Source organism: Picosynechococcus sp. PCC 7002, assembly GCF_963860125.1.
GTDB lineage: Bacteria > Cyanobacteriota > Cyanobacteriia > Cyanobacteriales > MRBY01 > MRBY01.
In genome coordinates this window covers 2,628,426-2,643,237 of sequence record NZ_CAWLFA010000001.1, presented here as the reverse complement: position 1 = coordinate 2,643,237, position 14,812 = coordinate 2,628,426, and the positions used below count along the sequence as shown (strand labels likewise).

17 protein-coding genes, 1 tRNA gene and 1 pseudogene are annotated in these 14,812 nt (G+C 48.7%); 5 read left to right on the top strand and 14 right to left on the bottom strand.

From position 1 onward, the window contains the following. Positions 1-6: 6 nt before the first annotated feature. Both aroH and gatB read left to right on the top strand, forming a co-directional pair. Positions 7-420 (top strand): chorismate mutase, encoded by a 414-nt coding sequence (gene aroH, locus AACQ84_RS12780; protein WP_041443638.1) that lies wholly within the window; start codon positions 7-9, stop codon positions 418-420. Positions 421-496: 76 nt separating this feature from the next. Beyond that, positions 497-1,987: an Asp-tRNA(Asn)/Glu-tRNA(Gln) amidotransferase subunit GatB gene (gene gatB / locus AACQ84_RS12775; protein ID WP_012308131.1), complete on the top strand. Its 1,491-nt coding sequence runs from the start codon at positions 497-499 to the stop codon at positions 1,985-1,987. 130 nt (positions 1,988-2,117) lie between these two features. On the opposite strand, the gene AACQ84_RS12770 is transcribed toward gatB, so the two are convergent. Next, complete coding sequence (locus AACQ84_RS12770) at positions 2,118-2,435, bottom strand: DUF7734 family protein (protein WP_012308130.1); 318 nt, start codon at positions 2,433-2,435, stop codon at positions 2,118-2,120. Between the two features lie 120 nt (positions 2,436-2,555). Between AACQ84_RS12770 and AACQ84_RS12765 the strand changes: the two genes are divergently transcribed. Continuing rightward, positions 2,556-3,749 (top strand): response regulator, encoded by a 1,194-nt coding sequence (locus AACQ84_RS12765; protein WP_012308129.1) that lies wholly within the window; start codon positions 2,556-2,558, stop codon positions 3,747-3,749. Between the two features lie 100 nt (positions 3,750-3,849). On the opposite strand, the gene psb27 is transcribed toward AACQ84_RS12765, so the two are convergent. From psb27 to AACQ84_RS12705, 12 genes and pseudogenes are all read right to left on the bottom strand, one after another. Next, entirely contained in the window at positions 3,850-4,263 is a 414-nt protein-coding gene (psb27, locus tag AACQ84_RS12760; protein WP_012308128.1) for a photosystem II protein Psb27, read from the bottom strand. A 97-nt stretch (positions 4,264-4,360) separates the two neighbouring features. Next, entirely contained in the window at positions 4,361-4,795 is a 435-nt protein-coding gene (locus AACQ84_RS12755; protein WP_086459443.1) for a hypothetical protein, read from the bottom strand. A gap of 227 nt (positions 4,796-5,022) precedes the next feature. After that, positions 5,023-6,459, bottom strand: coding sequence for a hypothetical protein (locus tag AACQ84_RS12750; protein WP_012308126.1), 1,437 nt, complete (start codon positions 6,457-6,459; stop codon positions 5,023-5,025). Between the two features lie 420 nt (positions 6,460-6,879). Further along, positions 6,880-7,266, bottom strand: a pseudogene (gene panD, locus AACQ84_RS12745) (aspartate 1-decarboxylase); the annotation flags it as partial. 126 nt (positions 7,267-7,392) lie between these two features. Continuing rightward, positions 7,393-8,019, bottom strand: coding sequence for an imidazole glycerol phosphate synthase subunit HisH (hisH, locus tag AACQ84_RS12740; RefSeq protein WP_012308124.1), 627 nt, complete (start codon positions 8,017-8,019; stop codon positions 7,393-7,395). Between the two features lie 90 nt (positions 8,020-8,109). Beyond that, positions 8,110-8,661 carry a DUF4340 domain-containing protein gene (locus AACQ84_RS12735; RefSeq protein ID WP_012308123.1) on the bottom strand — a complete coding sequence of 184 codons (552 nt, stop codon included), beginning with the start codon at positions 8,659-8,661 and terminating at the stop codon, positions 8,110-8,112. A 19-nt stretch (positions 8,662-8,680) separates the two neighbouring features. Beyond that, positions 8,681-9,124, bottom strand: coding sequence for a type II 3-dehydroquinate dehydratase (aroQ, locus tag AACQ84_RS12730; protein ID WP_012308122.1), 444 nt, complete (start codon positions 9,122-9,124; stop codon positions 8,681-8,683). 58 nt (positions 9,125-9,182) lie between these two features. Beyond that, positions 9,183-9,326: a hypothetical protein gene (locus AACQ84_RS12725; protein ID WP_156785477.1), complete on the bottom strand. Its 144-nt coding sequence runs from the start codon at positions 9,324-9,326 to the stop codon at positions 9,183-9,185. A gap of 185 nt (positions 9,327-9,511) precedes the next feature. Then, positions 9,512-10,771, bottom strand: a complete 1,260-nt coding sequence (locus AACQ84_RS12720) for a competence/damage-inducible protein A (RefSeq protein ID WP_012308120.1) — start codon at positions 10,769-10,771, stop codon at positions 9,512-9,514. Between the two features lie 63 nt (positions 10,772-10,834). After that, positions 10,835-10,907, bottom strand: a tRNA-Thr gene (locus tag AACQ84_RS12715). Positions 10,908-10,965: 58 nt separating this feature from the next. Then, entirely contained in the window at positions 10,966-11,610 is a 645-nt protein-coding gene (locus tag AACQ84_RS12710; RefSeq protein WP_041443633.1) for a response regulator transcription factor, read from the bottom strand. Between the two features lie 63 nt (positions 11,611-11,673). Then, positions 11,674-12,090, bottom strand: a complete 417-nt coding sequence (locus tag AACQ84_RS12705) for a (2Fe-2S) ferredoxin domain-containing protein (protein ID WP_012308118.1) — start codon at positions 12,088-12,090, stop codon at positions 11,674-11,676. A gap of 121 nt (positions 12,091-12,211) precedes the next feature. Between AACQ84_RS12705 and AACQ84_RS12700 the strand changes: the two genes are divergently transcribed. Then, positions 12,212-12,952, top strand: coding sequence for a DUF561 domain-containing protein (locus AACQ84_RS12700; protein WP_012308117.1), 741 nt, complete (start codon positions 12,212-12,214; stop codon positions 12,950-12,952). 90 nt (positions 12,953-13,042) lie between these two features. Here AACQ84_RS12700 and AACQ84_RS12695 read toward each other — a convergent pair whose 3' ends face one another. Continuing rightward, the gene (locus tag AACQ84_RS12695) at positions 13,043-13,231 is read right to left on the bottom strand and encodes a hypothetical protein (protein ID WP_012308116.1); all 189 of its coding nucleotides are present in this window, start codon (positions 13,229-13,231) and stop codon (positions 13,043-13,045) included. Positions 13,232-13,583: 352 nt separating this feature from the next. Here AACQ84_RS12695 and AACQ84_RS12690 point away from each other — a divergent pair, with 352 nt between their 5' ends. Beyond that, positions 13,584-14,810: a bifunctional sterol desaturase/short chain dehydrogenase gene (locus AACQ84_RS12690; RefSeq protein WP_012308115.1), complete on the top strand. Its 1,227-nt coding sequence runs from the start codon at positions 13,584-13,586 to the stop codon at positions 14,808-14,810. Positions 14,811-14,812 lie beyond the last annotated feature (2 nt).

The window sequence follows — 14,812 nt, the reverse complement described above, 5'->3', positions numbered from 1 at the left end:
TTTTTGATGCTTGAGGCGGAGGAAACCAACGTGGACTGGAAGGTGCGGGCTATTCGAGGCGCAATTACAGCAACGGCCAATACCAAGGAGGCGATCGCCGATGCGGTGCGGGAACTACTCGATGACATTGAAGTCCGCAACCAACTAGACCCCGAAGAAATTATCAGTGTGGTGTTTACTACCACCGCCGATTTGGACGCTATTTTTCCGGCAGCGATCGCCCGACAACGACCCAACTGGGATAATGTGCCCCTCCTCGATGTGCAGCAAATGGCTGTCCAAGGGAGCCTAGAGCGTTGTATTCGCGTCTTAATTCACCTCAATACCCCCAAACCCCAGGCGGAGATTTACCATTCTTACCTGCGCCACGCCCAAAACCTCCGCCCTGATTGGCACCTGGCCCAAATTGCGAGCCGTTAATCTCCAGTAACACCGCCCGCCAAGGATAGAATAGAGGCTATCGATTTTTGTACGTTTCCTAAATAAAAAAAGTCCTATGGCAGTTGCAGCACCCCGCAAAACCGAGTATGAAGCGATTATTGGGCTCGAAACCCATTGTCAGCTCAATACCGCCAGCAAAATTTTTTGTCATTGTTCTACTAAATTTGACAGCGACCCCAACAGCAATGTCTGTCCCGTCTGCCTAGGCTATCCTGGAGTTTTGCCCGTTTTAAACGAAAAGGTGCTGGAATCGGCGGTGAAAATGGGCCTGGCCCTCAAGGCAAAAATCAGCCCCTACAGCAAATTTGACCGGAAACAATATTTTTACCCAGACCTACCCAAAAATTACCAAATCTCCCAATTCGATCTGCCCATTGTTGAGCATGGTCACCTAGAAATTGAAATCGCCGACAAACCCAGTGACCCCCCCGTCAAAAAAACCATTGGCGTGACCCGCCTCCACATGGAAGAAGACGCCGGAAAATTAGTCCATGCCGGGAGCGATCGCCTCGCGGGTTCTACCTACTCTAAAGTGGATTTCAATCGTACCGGGATTCCGCTCCTGGAGATTGTCTCAGAACCCGATATTCGTTCTGGCAAAGAAGCCGCTGAATATGCCCAGGAATTGCGCCGCCTCGTCCGCTATCTCGGCATCGGCGATGGCAACATGCAAGAAGGCTCTCTCCGCTGTGACGTAAATATTTCCATTCGTCCTGTCGGCCAAGAAGAATTCGGCACCAAAGTCGAAATCAAAAATATGAACTCTTTCAGTGCGATCCAAAAGGCGATCGACTACGAAATCGAGCGACAAATCAAAGCCGTCGAAACAGGGGAACCCATCTACCAAGAAACGCGCCTCTGGGATGAAAGTAGCCAGCGCACCTTTAGTATGCGGAAAAAAGAAGGCTCCAGCGATTACCGTTATTTTCCAGAGCCAGACCTGCCCCCCATTGAAGTGACCCCAGCACAACTAGAAAAATGGGCTGCCGAACTCCCCGAAACCCCCGCCCAAAAACGAGAGCGCTACGAAACCGAGTATGGTCTGTCTTCCTATGACACGAGGGTTTTAACCGACGACCGCGACGTAGCCGAATACTTTGAAGCGGCTGTGGCGGCTGGGGCAGATCCGAAACAAGTAACCAACTGGGTGACCCAAGACATCGCTGCCCACCTGAATAAAAATGTCGGTCTAACGATTGTTGAGCTTCCCCTAAAGGCAACGCAATTAGCCGAACTCGTCAATTTAATTCACGATGGCACCATTAGCGGCAAAATTGCCAAAGAAATTCTCCCGGAACTGTTAGAGCAAGGCGGTTCGCCCAAGGCAATTGTTGAGAGTCGCGGCTTGACCCAAATTTCAGACACAGGTGCTCTAGAGGCCATGGTGGATGAAGTTTTGGCCGCCAATCCTGAGAAGGTAGAACAATTCCGCGCCGGAAAAACAAAGCTACAGGGCTTTTTTGTGGGGCAACTGATGAAAAAAACCAGCGGCCGTGCTGATCCGAAACTGCTCAACCAAATCCTGGCCCAGAAACTGCGGGGCTAGAAATTTTCTTAGGGTGAGGGGATTGTCCCCCCAGGTAGACTGGGCTATATTAAAGATAGTAGATGCACCCTGATGATTGGGGGAGTCACAAGGTGGCTCTCCTTTTTTTGTCGGTTAGAGAAATTAGCCTTTAACAGATGTCGGCATCGCTCAGGTATTGCTGCATCTGTTCTAGGGAAAGGTTTTGTTCGAGGAAAATAGGCTGGTTTGGATTGTAGGGACTTTGGAGACGATCAATCCTGAGAATTGGCATTTCTGCTAGAACTGGGTTATCGGGATTATAGTCTGTTGGCTGCATCAAAGAACTAGAAAAGCCTTTAAAAATAATAATTTGGTCTTCTATTTCCCCGTGGCCGAGGTGAAGTAGCAGCACTTCATGGGCATACTTACGGGTATAGGCTTCGAGGTGTTTGGCTAAACGGGAAAAATCTGTACTTTGGTGTGTCATGGTGATGATAGGAACAGAATAAATGACTTAGTATTGAGTATTAGTGTAGGCAATCACTGCGGTTTGTTTGTCAATTAATGTTGCAGTGGTGTTTCTATTTTGAAGCTTAAGGGTTATGCGATGACAAATGCCAACTTGCCCCCGGAAATTCCGATTCGCAATTTTGATGCAGCGAAGCAAACAACCCTTTTCCAGACCCTCAAAATGCCCCAGTTTACGGGTCGCTTGATCTTGACGGACCCGCGATCACATCAATGGTCTTTTTTCTTGTATTTTGGTCGTCTGGTCTATGCTTCGGGGGGAACCCACTCGGTACGGCGTTGGCGGCGTCATCTGACGGCTCAAATGCCCCACATCGCGGCCAATACGCAACTATTGCAACAGGGTTTATCGGCCATTACATCCCAGGCGATTAAACTGCATTGGGAATATGATTTGATTCAAACTTGGCATGGGCAACAACGGATTACGCGGGATCAAATTCGTCGCATGATTGAGGCGATCGCCACCGAGATTTTTTTTGAAGTCAGCCAGAGTACGCAAGTCACCTACCATTTCGATCCCGTCACAGAGCAGCAGGAAGATCCGCTCATTTTAATTGACCCAGCCCAAAGTATTTTGCGAGCTTGGCGCCTCTTTGAACAGTGGAATAATCTAGAGATTGCCCACCTGTCGCCCCAGGTTGCCCCCGTTATTGTTAAACCAGATCTGTTACAGGCGCGCTCTTCGGAAGCCAATTACCAGTTACTAACAAGTTTGGTCACGGGACGGCGAACCTTTTGGGATTTATCGATCCGTCTCAAACAGGATGTGCCCCAGGTCGCCCGACTCTTGATGCCCTACATGAAGTTAGGGTTTATTGATGTCAAGATGTTAGATGATCTGTCGTCACCGCTGACGAATGCTCCCCCCCAGCCGACGGCTTCAAAGCCAGTGATTGTTGAGAATCAGTCACTCATCGCCTATCTAAGCCTAGACTCCAAACAACATCAGCACCTCCGTCAAATCCTCAAGCAACAGCGTTATCGTTATTTGGCGATCGCCGATCTCACGAAGGCATTGCCGGATCTCTTAACAGAAAAACCGAATCTCATCCTTTTAGATCTAGAGCTTGATGGCAACACTAACGGTCTTGAATTTTGTACCCAGCTCAAAAAACTATCACTATTTCGCCAAACACCAGTCTTAATCATGACCGATAACAATCGTCTTTTTGATCGCGTTAAAGGACGTCTAACTGGGGTCACGGATTTTGTTTCAAAGACAAGTACACCAGACGAATTACGTAAAGCACTACAAAAATATCTCCGCTAGAGCCAGTGTTTCTGACTTACTAAAATCAAAAATCTCCCCTAAGTTTTTTAAGGAGAGATTACAAAATATTAGTCAAACAATGTAGGATTCAAGTGAACGATTAAATACCACGTTTGACAGCAATATTAGCTGTTTCAAATTCTGTCGCTAAACGTGTTTTTAATTTTTCAGGCAAGGGGCGACTGCCGAAAGAACTGTAATAGCCAGCCAAAGCATTCAGAGCAGTTTGCATGGTGGTGAAAGAACGCAACCCGGAGGTTTTGGGATCACGACGGTAGCGGGACATATATTCATTCATCTGCAAGCGGGCCGCTGCTTGTACTTCGCTGCGGTTGGGGGCATCGGCAGGGAGTTGAATTGCTTCGGTCAGATTTTCGACAACGAGTAAAGTATCGTCAACATATTTCCCGGTTAGGCCACTGGCACTGGCACCACTACAGGCTGTTAGTCCGGTTACGCTCACCATTACGACTAATACAAAGGCCACGAGGCGAGATAAAAATTTCTTTAACATAGTTTTTCGGTATAAAAAAGCACGCTTAGAGCTAACTGTTATCCTACCGCGAAAGTTTAGCCTTGTCTGCGATACGGCTGGGGATTAGTTTTGAAAATTATTGCTCTTCTGGTGACACATCAACATAGAGCGCAATCAGGCGGTAGCGACCATTGATTTGTTCATAGGCAAGGTTAAACACAGTATTCGGATTTGTCGGAAACGCGCCTCTCATCCGTAAAATACCTTGCTCATCAAGGGTAGGTTGTTCCGAAAAAACAGGTTCTAGCTGGGTGATCACCGCGATGTTTGAATCTCGACGACGCATTGGTGCGAAAACATCAGCCAAGTTTGTCAGGCTAAATCGGGCCTGGAAAGTGGGTGAAGCCAGCTCCTTCAGAACGCTGTAATTCCCTGTAAGATTGGCATTATTAACCGCAATTAAGGTGCTTTCGAGAAGAGATAAAAGCAAAAGGCGATCGCCTTCTGTTTGGACAGCAGGTCGTAAATTTGTTTGGGTTTCTGTCTGGGCATAGGCCGGTGCGAGAGGCATCAGGTTAAATAGTCCAACTGATGCAAGTCCCATGACACGAAAGATAAGCTTTGTTGAAGACTCTCTCATTGCAATAAGTTTTAATGACGTTGTGAGTAAAACAATAGCCCTAGTTTTCACTGATAACAATTACCAGGAGAACTAAGGGCTATACAAAATGAAGCAGAAATATAAGTCTCAGTGAGGACTTCGTATAAGTTATGACCTAGTTGTTATTGGTCATGTTCTTAGAAGCTTAGGCCGAGACCTGCACCGGCAGCGAAGCTATCGGTAGTAAGACCGAAACCAGCACTTGCTTTGAAAGTAACAGCGGTTCCAGTGCTGTTGGGATCGGTAAAGAGGAACTTACCAGAAGTACCAATTGCAGTTTCGTCTTCGTAGACCCCGAGACCAATACCGATGGCAAAGCGATGACCAGGACGAAGTTCAGCTTCTGCGTTATCCATCGCAATGGTGGCAGCAATACCAGATCTGAGATCATCAATGATATTGTTGTTTACACCGACTCGACCGTCACTTTCGATAACGAGGAGGTCAGTGGAGCTGCTGCTGGGAAGGTTATTGAAGAAAACATTGCCAGCATTGACGTCTAGAGTATCACCGGCAGCATCGCCAAGTGTTGTATTGTTTTGAACAGTTAGATCATTATTGATAGTCGTGGGACCATTGAGAGTAGTTGTACCATCTACTTCCAGGGTGCCTGCCACGTCGAGAGTATCAGTTGTAATCGCACCGGTATTGTCGATGCCATTAGTTGTCGTTAAACCCTGAATATCCACAGCACCGGCTGCATTTAGAGTATCAGTATTGATAGCTCCGGTGTTGTTGATGCCATTGGTTGTGGTTAAACCGTTGAGAGTTGTTTCGCCAGTAACATTAACATTACTATCGAATTGTGCGTTTCCGGTAACGTCTAGAACGCCTCCCACGACCGCGTTTCTGTTAATGAAGGCGTCTTGACCGACTTGCAGATTATTCCCAACGTTAGCGTTATTGCCAACATTGACATTGTTACCAGCGCTGACGTTACGGACAGCATTGACATCTTGACCCGCTTCAACATTGTTGGCGGCATTGATGTTATTGCCAGCATTGACATTGTTTGTTGCGCTAACGTTGCGACCAGCAGTGACATCTTGACCAGCGTTAACATTAACTCCTGCGTTAACACTTTGGTTGGTGTTAACATTGCCGCCATTGACAGTGACATTGTTATTGTTGACTTCTAGGCCGTTGTTTAGGGTCGTAAAGCCATCAACAGTCAGATCGTTCTGAACATCTACGTTGCCATTGAGATCAGTATCACCATTGACAGTCGTAGGGCCGGTAAAAGTAGACGTACCAGTGACGTTAAGTGCATCTCCAGCACTGTCGCCAATGTTTGTTGTTGAGTTATCAGCAACACCAATGTTTGTGGTTACACCAGGAGCATTGCCGACATTAACGGTTGTATCGTCTCCGGTATCGCCCAAGTTAACTGTATCATCAGGAAGACCGCCTGCGCCATCGTCACATCGGAATGTGACTGTGTTTCCAGAGGCGACGATCGCCGTCCCTGCCCCGCCCCCCACATCAGAACAAACTTGAGCGTTAACACTGCCCGCAGGCACAACGATCCCAGCGGCAAAAGCTAGGGTAAGGGAGAGTTTAAGGCCAGATTTCATCTTTTTATCCTCACACATTAAATTTTAGTTAAAAATAGGAATCTGCTAACTATTAAAAAGTTTAGGTGGAATACATTCCACTTCTTGTCATGGTAGACGCTAATTATTTTTGTGTCTACTAACTTCTATAAACAAATGATGATCCTATTGACTCAGTTGATTTTCGCAGTTTATACGTATTGTTGTCTTGCGCTAAATCAATGAATTTAGCGTCGAAAAGAGTGAAGCTGATCACCAGGGCAATAGAGCACGTCGATCTGTTGTTAAGACAGTTTTTTGGAGGAGGCTTGAACTGTATGTTTTGTATGTTTGCGTCAGCGTCGTGTACTTCACAGATGTAGTTTTTGAGAAGTGCAGATGATTTGGCTGAGTTTGATTGACAGAGCTGGGCGTTGTCACTGATAAATTCTCACCAATGGCACCTTGGGGATTGAGGCGTTGTTCAAAAAACGTCTGACAGCGGTTTTGCTCGTCGGCCAGGATTACCTTTGCCGTGTGGCCTTGCGCTAAAACATCGCGGCGATCGCGTAATTCATAGGCTGCGACAATCAGGCGATCGCCTGGGCTACAAAGATGGGCCGCCGCACCATTTAGACAGACAACACCACTATCCCGCTCACCAGGAAGAACATAGGTCGTTAAGCGGTTGCCATTTTCGACGTTCCAAATATTCACTTCTTCAAGGGGCAAAATACCTACTTTTTCGATCAGGGCTTGGTCGATGGTGATGCTGCCCACATAATCTAGCTCAGCCTGGGTCACCCGCAAATGGTGGAGTTTCGCGTGCATCAGTTTGATTTGGGCCATGGTAAAGGAGAACGGTAAAGGTAAAGAAAGTTGATTGGGAAAGGGGGACATCCCTCTAAATCTCTCTTCGGAAGGGAGACTTTGATAAATCTCTAAATCATTTTTCTGCAAGAGACTTGAAGAATTTCATTGCTGCTTAACCCAGTGCACAAAATTTTCGAGGATTTTTAGGCCAATCGCTGAGGATTTTTCGGGGTGAAATTGCATCGCAACTAAGTTATCTTTGGCGATCGCCGCTGTGACAGTTTGCTGGCCGTGGGTGACGGTGGCGGCATTTACTTCAGGATCTGTCGGGGCCACATAAAAAGAATGCACAAAATAAACGAAGGGATCTTTCGGTAAATCCTGCCAAATGGGATGATCCGGTTGGGTTAGTTGCAGTTGGTTCCAGCCCATGTGGGGAATGGTAATCTCTGGCTCTGGCTGAAAGCGTTTCACCCTGCCAGGGATAATACCTAAACCTTTTTCTGTGCCTTCGGCGGAACTGTCAAATAAAATTTGCATCCCCAAACAAATGCCGAGGAAGGGTTTGCCACTGGCGATCGCCTGGTTAATCGAGGCTTCGAGGTGGCGATCGCGGAGATGTTGCATCGCCGGATCAAACGCCCCAACCCCCGGTAGAACTACCGCATCGGCCCCCAGGATTTGTTCTGATTGATCCGTGATTGTGGGAGTTGCCCCCGCTTTTTCTAGGGCTTTGCAGGCGGAGTGGAGATTCCCCATGTCGTAGTCAACAACCGCAATATTCACCATCTTCTCATTGCCCGAACGTTCACGTTAGAAACCCCTAACATACACCACAAAAGGAATTTGATCCTAACAATTTCTTTAGAATGTTGACGCTTAACTTTCATTCACCCATTCCGACAACTGCCGGGTTACAGCATGACGAAATTCCAGCGGTAAGACTAAAACAATATTTTCATCATTCAGGCGACCGTAGATTTTGGTTTGGTCAAAGTTTTCGGTGCCGAGGCTGAGTTGAGAGGGTTGAGTTGCCGCTGTTTGGAGCGTGACCACAGCTTTGGGTTCAAGGAGGCCATAATCGGCGAGTTCCTCAGAGGCCACAGAAAAACTAGCGTAACCCTGGGGTTCGATGAGTAAATTGAGCAAATAGGCGATCGCCCCCCGATTGGCCGGTTTTTCAACGGGACTGGTCAGCCACCATTGAGGGACGGGTGCAAAGCGTTGTTCAAAGTTGAGGGTTTTCCCCTGAATTTCTAAAGACAAAGAGCGGATCTCCGCTTCCTGAATGGGAAGAAGCACCTCAGCATCTGCGGCAACAAAACCTGATTCTGAGGGTGTTAAGGTATTTTGTCGTTGCGTAACAGCCCAGGTGATTCCCCCAAGTCCCAAGGCGATCGCCAACCAAATTCCTGTACTCCGCTGCACCATGGTGATTTTTATCCAGTGCTTAAGAACGGATATGATTTACCAAAGCCCGTAAACCCAGATAGTAACTTTCCGCCCCAAAGCCGCAGATTTGACCCACTGCAATGGGCGCAATATAGGAATGGTGACGAAAAGCTTCGCGCTGGTGAATATTGCTGAGATGCACCTCTACGGTGGGTAAATTCACCGCCGCTAAAGCATCCCTAAGGGCGACACTGGTGTGGGTGTAGGCCGCCGGATTAATCAAAATGCCAGAAAATTTACCGAGGGCGCCTTGGATCTGATCGACTAACGCGCCCTCATGGTTGGACTGAAAGCAATGCAGAGAAGCATCAAGAGTTCCTGCCTCCTTTTCGAGGCGGGCGTTGATGTCTTTGAGGGTTGTGGCGCCGTAGATTTCAGGCTCCCGTAAGCCCAACAAATTTAAATTGGGCCCGTGGAGCACAAGGATATTCAGGGTGGACAACGGTGGTGAACCTAACGCAGATTAACTAATAAGGTTAGCATCCCAACGTCCGAGGCCTTTAGTAGCGGCGACGTTGACGGTCGTGGACAGGGATCGGGATGAGTTCAGGCTCAGGTTCGGCCGCTGGCCCAAGGAGGGTTTCAATGACTTTGCCCGCCCACTCTCTGAGTTTTTCCAGTACTTTTTCGATATAGCCCATCAAAAAGACGACTCCTGTAAACTCGATGTACCACGCTCTAATTTATTCATCATAAATCTTGGCGTCTTTGGTACGTTGTTCTTATAGATATATTAAGAATAACACAAGCTTTTCGGGGGGCGATCGCCGAATCCTTAGTTAGGGCCTAGACTTTTTCCTCAGAAACCATAATATTTCGTAACAAAACTTTAAGATTTGTCGCTCTTTAAATATCGCCTGAGGCCATCGAGGGCGTCACAAGCACTCAGGTAACGAATCAATTCCCGGTCTCGGTCTGTGCCGTAGCGGTAGGTATGGCTAAATACGTGATTTTGGGGATCGGCCCAGGCGATACAAACCAAGCCGATGGGTTTGGCGGAGTCATCACTCTTCGGGCCAGCAATGCCGGTAATGCCAATGCCCCAATCGCTATCAAGGGCTTGTTTGGCTCCCAGCGCCATTTGTTGGGCCACGGTTTCACTGACGGCTCCCTGGTTTTGCAGGTCGGCGGAATTCACGCCCAAAAGGTTTATTTTTACGGCATTAGCATAAGCGGTAATACCCCCCAAAAAGTAGTCGGAGCTGCCGGAAACGCTTGTAATTAGTGCGCCTAGGCCGCCGCCAGTGCAAGATTCGGCAACGGCTAGGGTTTCCTGGCGCGTCCGTAGTAAGTCGCCGATGACTAGGGGGAGACTGGCCCCATCGGAACCGAAATAATCCAATCCGGCGATCGCCTTAATTTCTGCAACCACCGGATCCATTAATTTTTTAGCTGCGGCAACAGATTCTGCCCGGGCTGCCACCCGTAACTTGACTTCTCCCTTGGAGGCATAGGGAGCTACGGTCGGGTTCGTCAACGCAAAAAGATGATTCACTTTAGCGGCTAGACTCGATTCACCAATGCCCCGGAAGCGCATCATTTCACTGTGAATCACAATCTGACCGTAGCCTTGGGCCTTGAGGTAGGGGACAGCAGTTTCTTGCCACATCCGCTTCATTTCCCCAGGGACGCCCGGAAAGGTAAAAATTGTTAGTCCCTCAATGGGTTGCCAAATCAGACCAGGGGCAGTTCCCGTTGGATTCGGGAGAATCTCTGCTCCCTCTGGCAAAAGGGCTTGTTTACGGTTGTTGGGGGTCATGGTGCGCCCCCGTTGGGCAAATTTTGTGGTGATATCGGCGACAATCTCTGGTCGCTCGATGAGAGGCGTTTGGAAATAGGCGGCGATCGCCTCGGTGGTGAGATCGTCGGGGGTGGGGCCAAGGCCACCTGTAAAGACGATAATTTCTGTCCCCCGTTGCACGGCAATCTCTAGGAGGGAATGGATGCGAGCAATATTGTCTCCCACCACAGACTGAAAATAATGGCTGATGCCAAGCTTTGCGAACTCCTGGGCAAGGTACTGGCTATTGCTATTGACGATATCTCCCAAGAGAATCTCGGTGCCGACACAGATAATTTCCGCCGCCATGGTGCTCCTTCAGTAAAAGGCGATCGCCTTTCCTCATTTGTTTGGTAGACATTTAATTTTAGAAGCCCACAACAGGACTTGAACCTGCGACCGGCTGATTACAAATCAGCTGCTCTACCAACTGAGCTACGTGGGCATTGGTCTCTAAACCGTATGCAAGTATAGCAAAAGCGCACCGGAAATTGTCAAGCCTTTTACACCAATCGACTGTCCATGGCCCACCGCGCCAGTTCCGTGCGGTTATTTAAGCTGGTTTTGTTCAACATATTCGACACATGACTTTCGATGGTGCGCTGGCTTACATTGAGCTTCTCGGCAATTTCCCGGTTAGAAAGTCCCTGGGCCACAAAGCTCACAACCTTAGTTTCCGTGGGGGTAAGCTCCACATGACTCGGCACCTGAAAGGCCATGGACGAGGTTGTCGCCCCAGAATGACTCAGGATACGCCGAGCCTGGTTTAACGACGACTCCACCTGGGCGACTAATTCTTCTGGTTCAAAAGGCTTCACAAGGTACACATCCGCCCCTTGGTTCAGGCCCTCGATGCGATCGCAGGTTTGCCCTTTTGCCGAGAGGAAAATTACAGGGATCCAGCTAATTTGCGAATTTTGACGGACATTTTGGATAAAGGTATAACCATCCATTTCTGGCATCATCACATCACAAATGATTAAGTCAGGGGTTGTCTCTTCGAGGATTTGCAGGCCTTCGACACCATTGGCCGCGGTCAACATGTCATAGCCGCGAAATTCGAGATAATCGCGCACTAACAAAATGAGATTGGGATCGTCGTCAATTAGGAGTAGAGTCGTACCTTGGGGATTAGGAAAATCGCTCATGGCAGGAATAGGGTCGCAAAGATCAGGGTTAGCCAAATCTTAGCAAAGGAATTTTGGCTGGGATTAGGGATTTGGGACGGGGTTTACTGGTGATGGTTTGGGTAGGGGGTGGGCCATAAATACATAATCCTGGACGGGGCGATCGCCGATTAAATGCTCTTGAATAATCCGTTCAATGACCGCTGGTGTGGCACTGTGATACCAAATGCCATCGGGATAGACCACCAAAATCGGCCCCTGACTACAGACCCGGAGACAGTTCGCTTTCGTGCGGAAAATGTGGGGTGAAGCGTCACTGGGAGCATCTAATCCCAATTCTTTGAGGCGTTTTTTGAGATAATTCCAAGCGTCAATGCTGGCCTGCTTATCACAGCATTTGGGCTTCGTTTGATCGGCACAGATAAACACATGGCGATCAATTCGGTCGAGGCCAAGATTCTGCGCACAGACTTTCAAACTTGCATCACATTGTTCTGCCATTACCAAGATTCTCTAGGGGGACGCGAACAATTTTACCGAGTCAGGCGATCCAGCGGCGAAGGAAGGAACATTGAAGGATACACTAGAGGGAAGCAAAAATTTTGAATAACTGTTTGATTCTATGGATCCCATGCTCAAAGATGCCTTTGCTCAACGTCGGGCATTAAAAGTCATTAGTGGTTTGAATAACTTTGATGCGACCAATGTTCTCGCTGTGGCCCGGGCAGCCGAAGCCGGTGGCGCAACCTTTGTCGATATTGCCGCCGATGCAGATTTGATTCGTCAGGTGAAAGAAGTCATTTCTCTGCCTGTATGTGTGTCTGGGGTTGATGCTCAAGTTTTAGCTGATGCGGTTGAAGCAGGGGCTGATCTTGTGGAAATTGGAAACTTTGATGCATTCTACGCCCAGGGGATTCGCTTTGAGGCAGAAGAAGTGCTGGCAATCACCAAGAAAACCCGCTCCTTACTTCCCGATGTCACCCTGTCTGTGACTGTTCCCCATATTCTCGCCCTCGATGAGCAGGTCGCCCTCGCCGAACAACTCGTGGCAGCGGGTGCAGATATTATCCAAACAGAAGGGGGGACTTCCAGCCGTCCCACCAGCGCTGGAACCCTCGGTTTAATCGAAAAGGCAGCACCCACCTTGGCTGCAGCCCATGCCATTTCCCGCGCGGTAGATGTCCCTGTGATGTGTGCGTCTGGGTTGTCTGATGTGACAGCTCCCATGGCGATCGCCGCTGGTGCTGCTGGGATTGGCGTCGGCTCTGCAATCAACAAACTCAACGATCCCTTGGCAATGGTGGCAACGGTGCGCCAATTAGTCGAGGCCCTCGATGGTGCTGTTGTGGGCGTAGAAGCTTAAAATTTCGTGCCAACAGTTTCGGTTGAGGCCAAAATAAAACCCTCCATCGTGCATGGGGGGCTTTATGTTAGGAGTTTTATTTCTTGCTTCTCAGAACAACAACAAGTGATGGAGACAGTTGTTCATCAAAAAATACACAACCATCATGGCAGCGGCGGCGGCGGCAACTAAGGTTCCTGCCAACATCAGAGAAAACTCCTGTTGGTCAAATGCCTGTTGCATCAGGTGGAGTGACCACGCAACTAAGGCAACATCAAAGATGAGAATTGGAACCAGCATATTTTAATTTTTGTTAACTTGGCTCCATTCTAATACATTGTCTTGCAAATCAGCGGGAAAAATTCAGGGTGTCTTAAGATTTGCGGGGCTGCCTAAAGCCTTATTTTGTCGAAGCTTGCGGGGATCGCCATCAAAAACAACTTTAAAATCCACTGATTTTTATTTTTGTCAAGTACAAATTGGCAGACATCAAGTTTGGGGTGTGGTGGGGTTTAAGGCGATCGCCAAAGGGAGGGCTTGGGTTGTTAGCCTGGGAAGGTTGGGCAACGTCTGAAGTTCCCAAGAAAAAGAAACAATGCTACAACAATTGGGTAGCAAAAACTCTCGATAATTCTTTTGTAATTCTTTGGGCATGATCAGCAGTAGCCAACTTGTTCTCGGTAGTGGTCTGGTTTTTGGGTCTGTCTTTTGGGTGGAACTGGTGCGGGATTTGTACCATGTCCTTGCCCATGTTTGGGAACCAGTGGGCCGCCTCCATGGATGGCACCATCGGGTTTTCCGGCGGGATCTAACGCCAGTCAACGCGGAAATTTACCGAAAAGCCCATTGGTACAATGATGTGCCAGAGGCGCTGGTGATGCTCAGTTTTGGGTTACTGCTTTGGGGGCTATTGGTTGCGCTGGCAGTGCCGACGGCTTGGCTGGGATTGGCGGGCTGCTTGTACACGCTCTCGTTTTTGGGGGCGGCGATCGCCAGGGGTTTGGGTTTACCCTACGTGGATGAACTGACGGATCTGACCCACCGTCCCGGAGACTTTACCGAGTTACCAGGGGATTGGTTTGTGAATCGCCCCTACCACTGGCGGCACCATTTTGATAACCAGGAGGCCTATTACTGTGGCACCTTTACCCTCGTGGATAAACTAATGGGCACAGCACTTTCTCTCAAAGGTAAACGTATTGCTGTAACGGGCGCTTCGGGGACCCTGGGCCATGCTCTCCTCACGGAACTACATCAGGCTGGAGCCAAGGCGATCGCCCTCACTTCGAGCCAAGAAACCATTTCCCTGACGATTAAGAATCAAGAAATCCCCCTGCAAACGGTGCCTTGGCAGATCGGCGCAGAAGCAGATTTATTAGAAACCTTAAAAAAAGTTGACATTCTTGTCCTTAACCACGGGATCAATGTCCATGGCGATCGCACCCCCGCAGCAATCCACAAATCCTACGCGATCAATACCTTTTCCCAGCAGCGTTTAATTGAGCTGTTCCTTAGCACCGTGGAAACCAACCAAGACCGGGTACGCAAAGAAATTTGGGTAAACACCTCCGAAGCGGAAGTCAGTCCCGCCGTTAGTCCTCTCTATGAACTGAGTAAGCGGGCCTTAGGCGATCTCGTTACTTTACAGCGCTTGGACTCTCCCATCGTGATCCGCAAGCTAATTTTAGGGCCATTCAAAAGTGCCTTAAATCCCGTGGGCGTGATGTCAGCCCGCTGGGTCGCGAAGGGGATCGTCGGTGGGGCTAGGCGAGATTTTCGCAATATCATTGTCACCATCAACCCCTTCACCTATCTGCTATTTCCCATCAAGGAATTTTTTGTGGCAAGCTATTTCAAGCTGTTTAGTCGCGGAGCATAACC

Bases quoted from the DNA above. Each gene is read 5' to 3' on its own strand.
- hisH (WP_012308124.1), bottom strand. From the start codon at position 8,019: ATGGTGAATATTGCGGTTGTTGACTACGACATGGGGAATCTCCACTCC.
- AACQ84_RS12690 (WP_012308115.1), top strand. From the start codon at position 13,584: ATGATCAGCAGTAGCCAACTTGTTCTCGGTAGTGGTCTGGTTTTTGGG.
- AACQ84_RS12755 (WP_086459443.1), bottom strand. From the start codon at position 4,795: ATGCCTCTCGCACCGGCCTATGCCCAGACAGAAACCCAAACAAATTTA.
- psb27 (WP_012308128.1), bottom strand. From the start codon at position 4,263: ATGTTAAAGAAATTTTTATCTCGCCTCGTGGCCTTTGTATTAGTCGTA.
- AACQ84_RS12705 (WP_012308118.1), bottom strand. From the start codon at position 12,090: ATGGCAGAACAATGTGATGCAAGTTTGAAAGTCTGTGCGCAGAATCTT.
- AACQ84_RS12765 (WP_012308129.1), top strand. From the start codon at position 2,556: ATGACAAATGCCAACTTGCCCCCGGAAATTCCGATTCGCAATTTTGAT.
- aroH (WP_041443638.1), top strand. From the start codon at position 7: ATGCTTGAGGCGGAGGAAACCAACGTGGACTGGAAGGTGCGGGCTATT.
- AACQ84_RS12735 (WP_012308123.1), bottom strand. From the start codon at position 8,661: ATGGTGCAGCGGAGTACAGGAATTTGGTTGGCGATCGCCTTGGGACTT.
- AACQ84_RS12720 (WP_012308120.1), bottom strand. From the start codon at position 10,771: ATGGCGGCGGAAATTATCTGTGTCGGCACCGAGATTCTCTTGGGAGAT.
- AACQ84_RS12770 (WP_012308130.1), bottom strand. From the start codon at position 2,435: ATGACACACCAAAGTACAGATTTTTCCCGTTTAGCCAAACACCTCGAA.
- gatB (WP_012308131.1), top strand. From the start codon at position 497: ATGGCAGTTGCAGCACCCCGCAAAACCGAGTATGAAGCGATTATTGGG.
- AACQ84_RS12750 (WP_012308126.1), bottom strand. From the start codon at position 6,459: ATGAAATCTGGCCTTAAACTCTCCCTTACCCTAGCTTTTGCCGCTGGG.
- AACQ84_RS12710 (WP_041443633.1), bottom strand. From the start codon at position 11,610: ATGAGCGATTTTCCTAATCCCCAAGGTACGACTCTACTCCTAATTGAC.
- AACQ84_RS12700 (WP_012308117.1), top strand. From the start codon at position 12,212: ATGGATCCCATGCTCAAAGATGCCTTTGCTCAACGTCGGGCATTAAAA.
- AACQ84_RS12695 (WP_012308116.1), bottom strand. From the start codon at position 13,231: ATGCTGGTTCCAATTCTCATCTTTGATGTTGCCTTAGTTGCGTGGTCA.